General features: G+C 71.8%; 13 protein-coding genes. 7 read left to right on the top strand and 6 right to left on the bottom strand.

Features of this window, described 5'->3' with window-relative positions; genetic code table 11:
- Positions 1-3: 3 nt before the first annotated feature.
- Positions 4-348, bottom strand: coding sequence for an FMN-binding negative transcriptional regulator (locus tag JHD21_RS04275; RefSeq protein ID WP_292671909.1), 345 nt, complete (start codon positions 346-348; stop codon positions 4-6).
- A gap of 35 nt (positions 349-383) precedes the next feature.
- On the opposite strand from JHD21_RS04275, the gene JHD21_RS04270 reads away from it, so the two are divergent.
- Together JHD21_RS04270 and JHD21_RS04265 are read left to right on the top strand one after the other, a co-directional pair.
- Positions 384-2,369: a thioredoxin domain-containing protein gene (locus JHD21_RS04270; protein ID WP_292671907.1), complete on the top strand. Its 1,986-nt coding sequence runs from the start codon at positions 384-386 to the stop codon at positions 2,367-2,369.
- Complete coding sequence (locus JHD21_RS04265) at positions 2,366-2,869, top strand: GNAT family N-acetyltransferase (protein ID WP_292671906.1); 504 nt, start codon at positions 2,366-2,368, stop codon at positions 2,867-2,869. Before JHD21_RS04270 ends, JHD21_RS04265 begins: the two co-directional genes overlap by 4 nt.
- A gap of 9 nt (positions 2,870-2,878) precedes the next feature.
- On the opposite strand, the gene JHD21_RS04260 is transcribed toward JHD21_RS04265, so the two are convergent.
- Positions 2,879-4,219 carry an NAD(P)-binding domain-containing protein gene (locus JHD21_RS04260; protein WP_292671905.1) on the bottom strand — a complete coding sequence of 447 codons (1,341 nt, stop codon included), beginning with the start codon at positions 4,217-4,219 and terminating at the stop codon, positions 2,879-2,881.
- Complete coding sequence (locus JHD21_RS04255; RefSeq protein WP_292671904.1) at positions 4,216-5,355, bottom strand: serine hydrolase domain-containing protein; 1,140 nt, start codon at positions 5,353-5,355, stop codon at positions 4,216-4,218. Before JHD21_RS04255 ends, JHD21_RS04260 begins: the two co-directional genes overlap by 4 nt.
- A gap of 69 nt (positions 5,356-5,424) precedes the next feature.
- Between JHD21_RS04255 and JHD21_RS04250 the strand changes: the two genes are divergently transcribed.
- Both JHD21_RS04250 and JHD21_RS04245 read left to right on the top strand, forming a co-directional pair.
- The gene (locus JHD21_RS04250) at positions 5,425-7,008 is read left to right on the top strand and encodes a GMC family oxidoreductase N-terminal domain-containing protein (RefSeq protein ID WP_292671903.1); all 1,584 of its coding nucleotides are present in this window, start codon (positions 5,425-5,427) and stop codon (positions 7,006-7,008) included.
- On the top strand, positions 7,005-8,504 hold the full coding sequence (locus tag JHD21_RS04245) for an aldehyde dehydrogenase family protein (protein ID WP_292671902.1): 1,500 nt from the start codon (positions 7,005-7,007) through the stop codon (positions 8,502-8,504). Before JHD21_RS04250 ends, JHD21_RS04245 begins: the two co-directional genes overlap by 4 nt.
- A 5-nt stretch (positions 8,505-8,509) precedes the next feature.
- Here the strand turns inward: JHD21_RS04245 and JHD21_RS04240 are convergent, their stop codons facing one another.
- Complete coding sequence (locus tag JHD21_RS04240; protein ID WP_292671901.1) at positions 8,510-9,241, bottom strand: hemolysin III family protein; 732 nt, start codon at positions 9,239-9,241, stop codon at positions 8,510-8,512.
- A 90-nt stretch (positions 9,242-9,331) separates the two neighbouring features.
- Between JHD21_RS04240 and JHD21_RS04235 the strand changes: the two genes are divergently transcribed.
- From JHD21_RS04235 to JHD21_RS04225, 3 genes are all read left to right on the top strand, one after another.
- The gene (locus JHD21_RS04235) at positions 9,332-10,105 is read left to right on the top strand and encodes an isoprenyl transferase (protein ID WP_292671899.1); all 774 of its coding nucleotides are present in this window, start codon (positions 9,332-9,334) and stop codon (positions 10,103-10,105) included.
- Positions 10,106-10,380: 275 nt separating this feature from the next.
- The gene (locus JHD21_RS04230) at positions 10,381-11,685 is read left to right on the top strand and encodes a PhoH family protein (protein WP_292671898.1); all 1,305 of its coding nucleotides are present in this window, start codon (positions 10,381-10,383) and stop codon (positions 11,683-11,685) included.
- A 177-nt stretch (positions 11,686-11,862) separates the two neighbouring features.
- On the top strand, positions 11,863-12,579 hold the full coding sequence (locus tag JHD21_RS04225; RefSeq protein ID WP_292671897.1) for a lytic transglycosylase domain-containing protein: 717 nt from the start codon (positions 11,863-11,865) through the stop codon (positions 12,577-12,579).
- A gap of 18 nt (positions 12,580-12,597) precedes the next feature.
- On the opposite strand, the gene JHD21_RS04220 is transcribed toward JHD21_RS04225, so the two are convergent.
- On the bottom strand, positions 12,598-13,311 hold the full coding sequence (locus JHD21_RS04220; RefSeq protein ID WP_292671895.1) for a class I SAM-dependent methyltransferase: 714 nt from the start codon (positions 13,309-13,311) through the stop codon (positions 12,598-12,600).
- On the bottom strand, positions 13,308-13,771 hold a 464-nt coding region (locus JHD21_RS04215; RefSeq protein ID WP_292671894.1), incomplete at its 5' end, for a lyase family protein. The genes JHD21_RS04220 and JHD21_RS04215, both read right to left, overlap by 4 nt.

Below are 13,771 nucleotides of genomic sequence, written 5' to 3'. Positions count from 1 at the left end.
TTCCTATCGGTAGAAGATCCTCGGAGTGAGTCGGACCGGGAGGTGCCGGACGCCGGAGTGCTTGTTGCTGCGCGAGTGCTCGACCGGACCGGCTCGGTGCGGCGCAGGGTGGGCCTGGGCGCCGCGACACACGAGCAGCGCGGGTGCACCGGGTTCGATCTCCTTCCAGTGCGGGTTCGCGCGCGCGAAGTGGGCGATCACCCGGTCGTCCTCCCACGCCACGGGCAGGAGCGTCGAGACCGGGTAGCCCTCGCGACCGGTCGTCACCAGGTCAGCGGCGCCGGAGTCGGTCACGAAGGCGCGGATCGTCGCCTCGTCCTCGACGGCGTTGAAGCGGGGCACGTACATGTCGCGAGCCTAGGACTGCCTGCTTGGCTGGTCGTGTGCCCAACCGACTGAAGGACGCGACGTCGCCGTACCTCCTCCAGCACGCCGACAACCCGGTCGACTGGTGGGAGTGGGAGCCCGCCGCGTTCGAGGAGGCCCGGCGCCGCGACGTCCCCGTCCTGCTGAGCGTCGGGTACGCCGCCTGCCACTGGTGCCACGTGATGGCGCACGAGTCGTTCGAGGACGAGGCCACGGCGGCGTACCTGAACGAGCACTACGTCAACATCAAGGTCGACCGCGAGGAGCGGCCGGACGTCGACGCCGTCTACATGAACGCGACCACCGCGATGACCGGGCACGGCGGCTGGCCGATGACCTGCGTGCTCGACCACGACGGGAACCCGTGGTTCGCCGGCACCTACTTCCCGGACCAGCCCCGGCACGGGCAGCCGGCGTTCACCCAGGTGCTGCAGGCGCTCTCGGAGGCGTGGCGGGACAAGCCGGACGACGTACGCCGCGTGGCCGGCAACCTGCGCGAGCACCTCAACCAGGTCCTACCGAGCGGCTCCGCGCCCATCGACGCCGAGGCACTGGGTCGCGCGGTCGCACTCCTGGCCTCGGAGTTCGACGCCGAGCGTGGCGGTTTCGGCGGCGCCCCCAAGTTCCCGCCGTCGATGGTGCTGGAGTTCCTGCTGCGGAACGGCTCCGAGCAGGCGCTGACCATGGCCTCCGCGACGCTGCGGGCGATGGCCCGCGGCGGCCTCCACGACCAGCTCGGCGGCGGGTTCGCCCGCTACAGCGTCGACGCCGACTGGGTGGTGCCGCACTTCGAGAAGATGCTCTACGACAACGCCCTGCTGCTGCGGGTCTACGCCGAGTGGGCCAGCGTCGGGCAGAGCCCGGAGGGGGTGTGGGCCGCCGAGGGCATCGCCGAGTTCCTGCTCGGCGAGCTGCGCACGGCGGAGGGCGGCTTCGCCTCGGCCCTCGACGCGGACTCCGAGGGCGAGGAGGGCACCTACTACGTCTGGACGCCGGCGCAGCTGGTGGAGGTCCTCGGCGAGCACGACGGACGCTGGGCGGCTCGCTTGCTGTCGGTCACCGATGCCGGCACCTTCGAGCGGGGCGCCTCCACGCTCCAGCTCCGGGAGGACCCTGCGGACGATACGGGCCTCGAACGCTGGTTCGGCGTGCAGCGGCGGCTCCGGGAGGCCCGCGACCTCCGGGAGCGGCCGGCCCGCGACGACAAGGTGGTGGCGGCCTGGAACGGCCTGGCCATCAGTGGCCTGTGCCGGGCCGGGACGCTCATCGGGGTGCCGGCCTACCTCGACGCCGCGGTCGCCGCGGGCGAGCTGCTGTGGCGGGTGCACGTGGTCGACGGTCGGCTCCGGCGGGTGTCCAAGGGCGGCGTCGTGGGCACGCCGGCCGGGGTGCTGGAGGACCACGGCTGCGTGGCCGCCGGCTTCCTCGACCTGGTGCAGGCGACCGGCGACGCGGTGTGGCTGGAGCGGGCCCTGAGGCTCCTGGACCTGGCGCTCGAGCACTTCCGAGCCGACGACGGCGGGTTCTACGACACCGCCGACGACGCCGAGGCGCTGGTCGCCCGTCCGCGGGACCCCGGCGACAACGCCTCTCCCTCCGGCCTGTCGGCGACGGTGCACGCGCTGGTCACCGCGCACGCGCTGACCGGTGCGGGCCGCTACCGGGACGCGGCCGAGGCCGCGCTCGCGACCGTCTCGACCCTCGCCGAGCGGGCACCCCGGTTCGCCGGCTGGTCGCTCGCGGCCGCCGAGACGATGCAGGACGGTCCGCTCGAGATCGCCGTGGTCGGGCCTGCCGGACCGGACCGGGACGCCCTGGCGCTCGCCGCCCGGCAGCGTCTCGGCGCGGTGGTGGTCGTCGCCGACGGTCCGCGCGACGACATCCCGCTGCTGGTCGGCAGGGCTGCGGTCGACGGCCGCGCGACGGCGTACGTGTGTCGCGGGTTCGTCTGCGAGCGGCCGGTGACCGACGTCGACGCGCTGACCGAGGCGCTCGGGCGGTGACCCACGTGCTCGAGACCGAGCGCCTGCTGCTCAGGCCGTGGCGGGTGTCCGAGGCGGCGATCCAGCGTGCGCTGTGGTCCGAGCGTGACCCGAGGGTGCCACCTCATCGGAGGATCGACGACGAAGGCCGTCCGACCGTCGAGGACTTCGAGGAGGGGATCCGGGCCCTCCACCCCTCGACGACCGGCTTGCTCGCCGTCGAGCGCAAGACCGAGGGCGACGTGATCGGCTACTGCGGGCTGGTCGCCGCCGGAGGGCCGGACGGGGAGCCGGAGCTGGCCTTCGAGCTGCTCCGCCGGGTCTGGGGCCAGGGCTATGCGACCGAGGCCGCGACGGCGGTCCTGGACTGGGCGAGAGCGTCCGGACACGTCCGGCTGTCCGCCACGGTGTGGGACTGGAACGACGCGTCGCGACGGGTGCTGGCGAAGCTCGGGTTCACCGAGACGAGCCGCGAGGAGACCACGCACGGCACGAACCTGTTGACCACGCGGGATCTCTGACGCGCGGGGTCATCGCTGAGCGGCGCGCTGCTCACCCGCCGCGATCTCCTGGTGCAGGTCGACGCAGTAGCGCCCGAAGTCGATCTGGATGGTGTGCCTCGGGGCGGCGTAGTACTGCTCGAGGTGGAAGGCCTCGTCGGCGCGCATGATCCGCTCCTGCTCCTCGACCGACGGCAGCGCGTAGGTGCCATCGAGGAGCTTGGCCAGGAGCTTGGACTGCTGCTCGGCGAGGTTGACGATCGTCGGCGAGGACTGCGCCAGCCCCATGAAGAACAGGTGGTCGACGCCGGGCTTGATCATCCGCTTGAAGAGCGGGTAGCGGTGCTCGTCGTCGGGGTGCAGGGCGGTCTCGGCCGAGTCGAAGAACGGGAACTCCATCTCGTACCCGGTCGCGCAGATGATGACGTCCGCCTCGACCGACGAGCCGTCGGCCAGGTGCACGCTGGACCCCTCGAGCCGCTCGATGGCGGGCAGCATGTGGATGTCGCCCGAGCCGGCCTTGGTGAGGAAGTCCGCGGACACCGACGGGTGGGCGGCGAGCGGCTCGTGGTCCGGCTCCGGCAGGCCGTACGACGACATCTCGCCGACCAGGTTGCGGATCAGCTCCCGCGACGCGGCCAGGGCCACGTCCTTGGGGATGTCCGGAGGCGCCATCACCTTGTCGGCGGGCTGGCCGTTGCGGTACTTCGGCAGCACCCAGACACCGCGCCGCGCGGAGACGTAGAGCGTGTCCGCCATCCACGGCGACGACAGCTCGCTGGCGATGTCCATCGCCGAGTTGCCCATCCCGACGACGACGACGCGCTTGCCGCGGACCTCCACCGGCTCGAACGGCGAGACGTAGTCGTGGCTGTGCATGAGGACCCCGTCGAACTCGCCCGGGTGCTCTGTCGCCCACCGGGGCAGCCGCGGCTTCCAGTGGTGGCCGTTGGCGACGACCAGGTCGGTGTACGACCGGGTCTCGCCGGTCGACAGCTCGACGTCCCAGCCGCCATCGGCGTTGCGGGTGCACCGCTCCACGGCGACCCCGAACTCGATCCCGCCCCGCAGCCCGAAGTGGTCGACGTAGTCGCGGAAGTACTGGTGCATCAGCCGGTGGCTGGGGAAGTCCGGCCAGTCCTCCGGGACCGGGAAGTCCTCGAACTGGAGGCGGGTCTTCGAGGTGTCGATGTGCAGCGACTCGTAGACCGCGGAGCGCCCGTTGGGGTTGCGGAAGTACCAGTTGCCGCCCACGTCGTCGGACATCTCGAGCTGGTCGTAGGCGATGCCGTGGTCCTGGAGGCGCTTGGCCGTGGTGATGCCGGAGCAGCCGGCGCCGATGATGCAGACCTTCACGTCGCTCGTGCTCACATCGCCTCCAGGCAGTCGAACGCGGTCGAGAGGTAGCGGTCGGTTCTCGCCGACGAGATGAAGTGGGCGCCGACCATCTTGTTCATCGCGTAGGCGACGGTGACCCGCCGGTCGAGGTCGTTGACGACGATCGAGCCGCCCCAGCCGGTCCACCAGCACGCCCGTCCGTCGGGGATCGCCGGCGTGGTGGGCGAGGGCAGCCCGTAGCCGATGCCCCAGCGCAGCGGCGCCATCAGCACCTTGTCCGGCCCCTCGGCCTGGACCTCGAAGATCCGCTCCACCGTGCGCTCGGACAGCAGCCGTACGCCGCCGACCTCGCCGCCGTGGGACACGACCGACTGGGCCCGCGCGATCGAGCGGGCGTTGCCGTGGCCGTTGATCCCGGCGACCGACACCGCACGGAACGCCGCGCTGTTGCAGCCGTTGTCGGGGTTGTCGATGTCGAGCAGCGGGTTGACCACCGTCGGCACCAGCAGGTTGCCCTCCGGCAGCGTCGAGTAGTCGATGCCCGAGTCCGTGGGCGCGACCAGGTCGGCGCACCGCGCGAGGACGTCGTCGGGCACCCCGAGATGGAAGTCGGCGCCCAGCGGCTCGGCGACGAGCGTGCGGAAGTGGTCGGCCAGAGGCGTTCCGGTCGCGGCGCGGACCAGGCCGTCGAGCAGGTGGCCGTAGGCGATCATGTGGTAGCCGGAGGCCGTGCCCGGCTCCCACCACGGGTCCTGCTCGGCGAGCATCCGCTCGGAACGCTCCAGGTCGAGCAGTCCCGCCACGTCGAGCGGCTCGGTCCACCCGGCGTACCCGGACGTGTGGGCGAGGAGGTGGCGGACCAGCACGTCGTCGCGCCGGAAGTCGGTCCAGTACGACGACACGGGGGCGTCGAGGTCGACCTCGCCCCGGTCGGCGAGCACCAGGACGGTCAGCGCCGCCATCGGCTTGGTCACCGACCAGACCTGGACCAGGGTGTCCTCCTGCCACGGCACGCCGGGACTCGCCTCACCTCCCCACAGGTCGGCGACCAGTTCCCCGTCGTGCAGCACCGCCACGGAGGCACCGAGGTCGGACCCGTCGGCGAGGTTGGTGGCGAGCAGGTCGCGGAGCGGCTCGAAGGCCGGCAGGCAGGTCCCGGAGGCAGTCACGAGAGACGACAATAGGAACACGTTCTAGTTCCGGCTAGCCCTCTGGACGACCCGAGTAGGTTCGGCTGCATGCCGGAACGGTCGTACGACTACGTCATCGTCGGAGCGGGTAGCGCCGGCGCCGTGCTCGCGGCCCGGCTGTCCGAGGACCCGAGGGTCACCGTCCTGCTCCTCGAGGCGGGCGGCGAGACCGAGGGCGCCGACGAGGTCGCCGTCCCCGCCGCGTTCTCCTCGCTGTTCAAGACCAAGTGGGACTGGAACTACACGACGACCGAGCAGAAGCAGCTGCACGGCCGTCGTGCCTACTGGCCGCGGATGAAGGCGCTCGGCGGCTGCTCGTCGATGAACGCGATGATCTACATCCGCGGCAACCGTGCCGACTACGACTCGTGGCGCGACCAGTACGGCGCCACCGGGTGGGGCTTCGACGACGTGCTGCCCTACTTCGTCAGGTCCGAGGGCAACACCCGGCTCGGCGCGCCGCTGCACGGGCGGTCGGGCCCGCTGCTCGTCGAGGACCGCACGTACACCCACGAGCTGAGCCACGCGTTCGTCGACAGCGCCGTGAGCGCCGGACTCAAGCCGACCGACGACTTCAACGGCGCTCATCAGGAGGGGGCCGGGCTCTACCAGGTCACCTGCAAGAGGGGGCGGCGCTGGTCGACGTACGACGCCTTCCTCAAGCCGGCCCGGTCGCGGCCCAACCTCACCGTCACCACTCGTGCCCTGGCCGCCCGCGTCGACGTCGAGGGCGAGCGGGCGACGGGGGTGACCTTCCGTGAGCGCGGCCGCGAGCACAGCGTGGTCGCCCGCCGCGAGGTCGTCCTCTGCGGCGGCGCCATCAACAGCCCGCAGCTGCTCCTGCTCTCCGGCATCGGCCCGGCCTCCCACCTGGCCGAGGTCGGCATCGAGGTCACGGTGGACCTCGCCGGGGTCGGCGCCAACCTCCAGGACCACCCGGTCGTGCCGTTGTTGTGGGACACGCACGGCACCACCGACCTGGCGCAGCTCAACAACCTCGCCAACTTCGCCCGGTGGAAGGCGCGCGGCACCGGGCCACTGGCCTCCAACATCGGCGAGGCGGGGGCGTTCTTCTCCAGCCGAGAGGGGTTGCCCGCCCCTGACCTCCAGATCCACCTGGCGCCGTCCGGCTTCTACGACAACGGTCTGCACGAGCCCGAGCGGCGGATGGTGACCGCCGCCGCCACGCTGGTCAACGTGCGGAGCCGCGGGCACGTCCGGCTGCGTTCGGCCGACCCGGGATGGTACCCGGAGATCGAGGCGGCCTACTTCGAGGACCAGGTCGACCTCGACGCGATGCTGGCCGGGCTGCGGCGTACCTGGGAGATCTGCACCCAAGGCGCCCTCGGCGGCTTCGTCACCCGGCCCTGGAACCTGCCCGACGCGCCCACCGACGAGGACCTCGTCGAGCACGCCCGACGGTGGGCGCAGACGCTCTACCACCCGACCTCGACCTGCGCGATGGGCACGGGGGAGGACGCCGTCGTCGACCCGCAGCTGCGGGTCCGCGGCGTCAGCGGGCTGCGCGTGGCCGACGCGTCGGTGATGCCCGCCGTCGTCCGCGGCAACACCAACGCGCCCACGATCATGATCGGCGAGAAGGCCGCCGACCTCATCAAGGAGGACCAGTGACCACGACCGAGGCACGCGCGACGACGTTCGAGTCGCTCAACCCGCGCAGCGGCGACGTCGTCGGGACCCACCCGGTCCACACCGCCGACGACGTCCGGGCCGTCGTCGAGCGCGCCAGGGACGAGGCCGCGTGGTGGGGCGGGCTGTCCTTCGACGAACGCGAGCGGCACCTCCAGACCTGGAAGGGCGCCATGACCAGGCGGGTCGCCCAGCTCGCCGACCTGATGCACGCCGAGACCGGGAAGCCGCACGGTGACGCGATGCTCGAGTGCGCCCTGGCGATCGACCACCTGTCCTGGGCCGCGTCGCACGCGGAGAACGTCCTCAAGCGCCGCAAGGTGCCGAGCGGGCTGGTGATGGCCAACCAGGCGGCGTACGTCGAGTACCGGCCGCTCGGTGTGGTCGGGGTGATCGGGCCCTGGAACTACCCGGTCTTCACGCCGATGGGGTCGATCGCCTACGCGCTGGCGGCCGGCAACGCCGTGGTGTTCAAGCCGTCGGAGTACACCCCCGGTGTCGCGGAGTGGCTGGCCCGGACGTTCCTGGAGTCGGTCGGCCGTCCCGTCCTGCAGGTGGTCACCGGCTACGGCGAGACGGGCGCCGCGCTCTGCGCCGCCGGCGTCGGCAAGGTCGCGTTCACCGGCTCGACAGCGACCGGAAAGAAGGTGATGGCGGCCTGCGCCGAGACCCTCACCCCGGTGATCATCGAGGCCGGCGGCAAGGATGCGCTGCTGGTCGACCACGACGCCGACCTCGAGGCCGCCGCGGACGCAGCGCTCTGGGGCGCCTGCGCCAACGCCGGCCAGACCTGTACCGGCGTGGAGCGCATCTACGTGCACGAGCGGGTCTACGACGACTTCCTGGCCGAGCTGGTCGACAAGGCCAAGGACCTGCGCGCCTACGACGGGCCGGACTCGCCGATCGGCCCGATCACCATGCCCGGCCAGCTGGACGTGATCCGGCGGCACATCCAGGACGCCCTCGACCGCGGGGGCCGCGCCCTCATCGGTGGCGCGGACGCCGTGGGGGAGCGCTTCGTGCAGCCGACGATCCTCGTCGACGTCCCCGAGGACTCGCTCGCGGTGCAGGAGGAGACCTTCGGGCCGACCATGACCGTCGCCAGGGTCCGCGACATGGACGAGGCGGTCGAGCGGACCAACGCGACCCGCTACGGCCTCGCCTCGACGGTCTTCTCCAAGGAGCGCGGCATGGAGCTGGCCTCCCGGATCCGCTCGGGCATGACCGCCGTCAACGGCGTGATCACCTTCGCCGGCGTCCCGTCGCTGCCCTTCGGTGGCGTCGGCGACTCAGGCTTCGGCCGCATCCACGGCCCGGACGGCCTCAAGGAGTTCACCTACGCCAAGGCGATCGCCCGGCAGCGGTTCAAGCCGCTGCTCGCACTGACGTCGTTCTCGCGCACGGAGAAGGCGGAGTCCCAGCTGGCGCAGCTGATCACGGTGCTGCACGGGCGCGGGACGACGATCCCGAAGCCCTGACCCAGCTACCGCAGGCTGTACGTCGCCATCGACACGCCGACGTAGTGCGCGGCGAAGGCCAGCACCGTGAAGGTGTGGAAGACCTCGTGGAAGCCGAAGTAGCGCGGTGACGGGTTGGGGAACTTGAAGCCGTAGACGGCACCACCGAGCGTGTAGAGGCCGCCGCCGACCACGATCATGATGAACGCGGCGACGCCGAGCCCGCCGGCGAGCGACTTGGCGCCCTCGAAGAACCCGGGGATGAAGAAGACCGCGGCCCAGCCCAGGGCCACGTAGATCGGGGTGTAGAGCCACCGGGGAGCATCGGTCCAGAACACCCGGAACAGGACGCCGAGGATGGCGCCTCCCCAGACGGCGGTGAGCAGGACCGTGCGCTGGGTCCCCTCGAGGAACAGCAGCGCGAACGGCGTGTAGGAGCCGGCGATGAGGACGAAGACGTTGGAGTGGTCGAACCGGCGCAGGAACGCCCAGGTCCGGGGGGACCACGTGCCGGTGTGGTAGATCGCCGAGACGGTGAACAGCAGCAGCGCCGAGAGCGTGAAGACGACCGAGCCGATCCGGGTGGTGGTCGTCGGCGAGAGGGCGATCAGGACGATGCCGCCGGCGAGCGCCAGGGGCACGGTTCCGAGGTGCAGCCAGCCCCGGAGCTTGGGCTTGATGTCCGCCAGCGTGTCGTGGAGCGACTCCTGGAGGTGGTCGATCCCGGCGCGCAGGGCATCAGGCACCGGGTTGCTCATGCCCTGAACGTACCCGTACGGGCTGAACCCCAGACGACAAAGCGACGACAATCACCCGGTCGCACCGGAGTCCGTCAGTACGATCAGCCTGTGGCGGACTGGAAGCACGGCCTGCGACGGGTCCTCTACCCGGCGTACGAGGCGCGGATGCTCCGCAAGATGCCGGACAACATCCCGCAGCACGTCGGCGTGATGCTCGACGGCAACCGCCGCTGGGCCAAGTCGGTGGGCGCGGACACCGCGCACGGCCACCAGGCGGGGGCCGACAACATCCAGCCCCTCCTCGGCTGGTGCGACGAGGTCGGCATCCAGGTGGTCACGCTGTGGCTGCTGTCGACCGACAACCTCAACCGGCCGGCCCGCGAGCTGACCCCGCTGCTGGAGATCATCGAGACCTCGGTCGACTCGCTGGCCGAGCAGCGGCGCTGGCGGTTGCACCCGGTCGGCGCGCTCGACCTGCTGCCGTCCACGACCGCCGAGAAGCTCAAGGCCGCCGAGGAGGCGACCCGCGACGTCGACGGGATGCTCGTCAACATCGCCGTCGGCTACGGCGGTCGCCGAGAGATCGCGGACGCGGTGCGGTCGCTGCTCCAGGAGCACGCCGGCCGCGGGACGTCCCTGGAGGAGCTCGCCCAGATCATCGACGTCGAGCACATCGCCGACCACCTCTACACCAAGGGCCAGCCCGACCCCGACCTGGTGATCCGCACGTCGGGGGAGCAGCGCCTGGGCGGGTTCCTGCTCTGGCAGAGCGCGAAGTCGGAGTTCTACTTCTGCGAGGCCTACTGGCCCGACTTCCGGCGCGTCGACTTCCTCCGCGCGATCCGTGCCTACGCCCAGCGCGAGCGCCGGTTCGGGGCCTGAGCGTTCCCCTGCCGTTCACCCCGGGGTCGGGCGTGTCCTCCCCTGGTGGGACGGGCGCGCGGCGTACTTTCGGCATATCGGTGAGTGGGGAAGCTCACTGAATCGGGAGGCCCGGGCGTGACCCATCACGACTGCAGTACGACCAGGTGGTCCACCAGGACCTGCCCGGCGTACGAGGGGGCCGGCACTCCGGTCTCCGGGCTCCTACCCGGTCCGCGCAGCTGAACGAGGGCCGGGGCGTGGAGTGCGCTGCGCCGGCCGACGAAGGTGGCACCGTGCCCGACTCCGTCCGCACCTATGTCCTCGACACCAGCGTGCTGCTCGCCGACCCGGGCGCACTGCGCCGCTTCGAGGAGCACGAGGTCGTGCTCCCGGTCGTCGTCATCACCGAGCTGGAGGGCAAGCGGCACCACCCCGAGCTCGGCTACTTCGCGCGCGCGGCGCTGCGGATGCTGGACGAGATGCGGGTGACCCACGGCCGCCTGGACGAGCCGGTCCCGGTCGGCGAGCTCGGCGGCACGCTCCGCGTCGAGCTCAACCACACCGACGCCGAGTCGCTGCCGTCGGGCTTCCGGCTCGGGGACAACGACACCCGGATCCTGGCGGTCGCGCGCAACCTGGCCAACGACGGCGCCGACGTCACCCTGGTGAGCAAGGACCTCCCGCTGCGGATCAAGGCGTCGGCCGTGGGCCTCGACGCCCAGGAGTACCGCGGCGAGACGATCAACGACTCCGACACCGGCTACTCGGGAATGGCCGAGCTGGAGGTCGAGAGCGCGGACCTCGACGAGCTCTACGACGACGGCACGCTCGACCTGCCCGCCGCTCGCGAGCTGCCGTGCCACCAGGGCCTCGTGCTGCTGTCCGAGCGGGGCACCGCCCTGGGCCGGGTCGGCCCCGACAAGCAGGTCCACCTGGTGCGCGGCGACCGGGAGGCGTTCGGCATCCACGGCCGGTCCGCCGAGCAGCGGATCGCGCTGGAGATGCTGCTCGACCCCGAGGTCGGCATCGTGTCTCTCGGCGGCCGCGCCGGCACCGGCAAGTCGGCCCTGGCGCTCTGCGCCGGGCTCGAGGCCACCATGGAGCGCGGGCAGCACAAGAAGGTCGTCGTGTTCCGGCCGCTGTTCGCGGTGGGCGGCCAGGAGCTCGGCTACCTCCCCGGGTCCGAGTCGGAGAAGATGGGGCCCTGGGCCCAGGCGGTCTTCGACACGCTGGGCGCCATCACCTCGCGCGACGTCATCGAGCACGTCCTCGACCGCGGGATGCTCGAGGTCCTCCCGCTGACCCACATCCGGGGCCGGTCCCTGCACGACGCCTACGTCATCGTCGACGAGGCGCAGTCGCTGGAGCGCAACGTGCTGCTCACCGTCCTCTCCCGGATCGGGGCCAATTCCAAGGTCGTGCTCACCCACGACGTGGCCCAACGGGACAACCTGCGGGTCGGCCGCCACGACGGGGTGGTGGCCGTGGTCGAGAAGCTCAAGGGGCACCCGCTGTTCGCCCACGTCACGCTGACCAGGTCGGAGCGCTCCCCGATCGCGGCCCTGGTCACCGAGATGCTGGAGAACGTCACGCTCTGACGTGGCTGCTGTGACCTCTGTTGCCCGTGTGACGAGGCCCTCCCCAGTCGTCGTCGCGGTCGGTTTGCAGCCCTCCCCGTCGTCGGGCATGGTGGGCCAGGCGCCGAGCCCGTGACCTGTCCGTAACCGAGTCCCCGACAGTGAGTTGTCCTGCCTGTGTCGACCCGCCCTGACAAGGTGCTGAAGCACGAGCCGAAGCACCGCGCCCCGTCGTCGAGGCGCGCCCCGAGGGCGGCTCTGCGCTCGTCGTTGACGCTGTCCGCGATGGCGGTCGTCGGCACCGGCCTGGCCGTGAGCGGCGGCGCCCTGGTGGGGCTGGGGGACTCGGCCGACGGCCCGGAGGAGCTGGCCCCGGCCGCCGGTGACCTGGCGGCGGCGACGGGCGACGACTCCGCCGCCGGCGGCGCGACCGACACCACCGGCGCGACCGACGCCACGTCCGGGGGGATCGACACCGCGGCCCTCGAGGCCTCGCGCGACGACCTGGTGACCCGCTCGGACCGCCGGGACGCGGCCGACCCGGCCAAGGCGGACCTGCTCGAGGTCGGCGGCGCGACCGTCAACGCGATGACCCGCACCGAGGACCTCTCCGACGAGGACCCGCGCACGATCGCGCGGGCGCTCCTGGCCGAGTTCGGGTTCAGCGAGGACCAGTTCGGCTGCCTCGACTCGCTGTGGACCCGCGAGTCCAACTGGAGCGTCACCGCGGACAACCCCAGCTCGTCGGCCTACGGGATCCCGCAGGCCCTGCCCGGATCCAAGATGTCCTCGGCCGGTGCCGACTGGGCGACCAACCCGGTCACCCAGATCCGGTGGGGTCTCGGCTACATCGAGGACCGCTACGGCTCGCCGTGCTCCGCCTGGGGGCACAGCCAGAGCCGCGGCTGGTACTGAGCCGGCTGCCGGACGTCGCTACGTCGCCGTGAAGACGGTGACCTGGCCGGCGTACTCGCGCGGCCATCCGCCATCGGGCGGCGACCAGGCCAGATCCTCTCCCGACGACTCGAGGTAGGCCAGGGCCGCGTCCCGGTCGGGGAAGACCGCCCGGGTCTCGACGTCCTGCCGGGTCACCCGGTCGAAGTGCCGGCGGAGCGCGCCCTCGCCGTTCTCCCGGCTGAACGTCGTCCGTACGGCGTCGCCACCGGCGTCGCGCCGCAGGTCGGCGACGTGCTCGTCGCCGTTGGTCACCGCGATGAACGTGCCTCCTGGACGGAGCACCCTGCGAACCTCCGCGAGGCCGCGGTCGAGGTCGCGGACGTGGTAGAGCATCCACAGCGCCAGCACCACGTCGTAGGACGCGTCGGGAGCGAGCAGGTGCTGGACGTCCTGGAGCTGGGCCGGGACGCCGCGCTCGCGCGTGAGCTCGACGAACCGGGGTGACTGGTCGACCGCCAGCAGCGCGATCCCCGGCAGCTCGGCCTGGAGCCGCGCTGCGAAGTAGCCGGTGCCGCACCCGACCTCGAGGACGTCCGGCATGCCGCCGCCGGTGGGCAGTGCCGCCCGCACCTCGGCGACGACCAGATCCTGCGGCTCGACCCCCGACGGACCGGGCCGCCAGACGCTCGTACGCGTCTGGAGGCTGCCCTCGGTGGCGTACTGGTCACGGACGTGGTCGGGGTCGTTCACGGTCGGGTCATCGACTCCACGTCGAGGGCCTCGTCGAGCTGCTCCTCGGTGAGCTCCCCCCGCTCCACGAACCCGAGCCGGAGCACGGTCTCACGGATGGTGGCGCCGTCGGCGAGCGCCTGCTTGGCGACCTTGGCGGCGGCCTCGTAGCCGATGTACTTGTTGAGCGGCGTCACGACCGACGGCGAGGACTCGGCGTAGGTGCGCATCCGCTCGGCATCGGCGGTGATGCCGTCGACGCACCTGGTGGCCAGCAGGCGGGAGGCGGCGGCGAGCAGCCGGGTCGACTCGAGGACGTTGCGGGCGATGACGGGCATCGCGACGTTGAGCTCGAAGCTCCCGCTCGCCCCGGCCGCGGCCACGGCGGCGTCGTTGCCCATGACCTGGAAGCAGACCATCAGCGTCGCCTCGGGCAGGACCGGGTTGACCTTGCCGGGCATGATGCTCGAGCCGGGCTGGA

It is taken from the genome of Nocardioides sp., assembly GCF_016462705.1.
GTDB lineage: Bacteria > Actinomycetota > Actinomycetes > Propionibacteriales > Nocardioidaceae > Nocardioides.
Note: the sequence above shows the minus strand (reverse complement) of the source record. Positions and strands in the feature narration are given on the sequence as shown.

Coding starts and splice junctions, on each gene's coding strand:
- JHD21_RS04275 (WP_292671909.1), bottom strand. CDS start 348: ATGTACGTGCCCCGCTTCAACGCCGTCGAGGACGAGGCGACGATCCGC.
- JHD21_RS04250 (WP_292671903.1), top strand. CDS start 5,425: ATGCCGGAACGGTCGTACGACTACGTCATCGTCGGAGCGGGTAGCGCC.
- JHD21_RS04240 (WP_292671901.1), bottom strand. CDS start 9,241: ATGAGCAACCCGGTGCCTGATGCCCTGCGCGCCGGGATCGACCACCTC.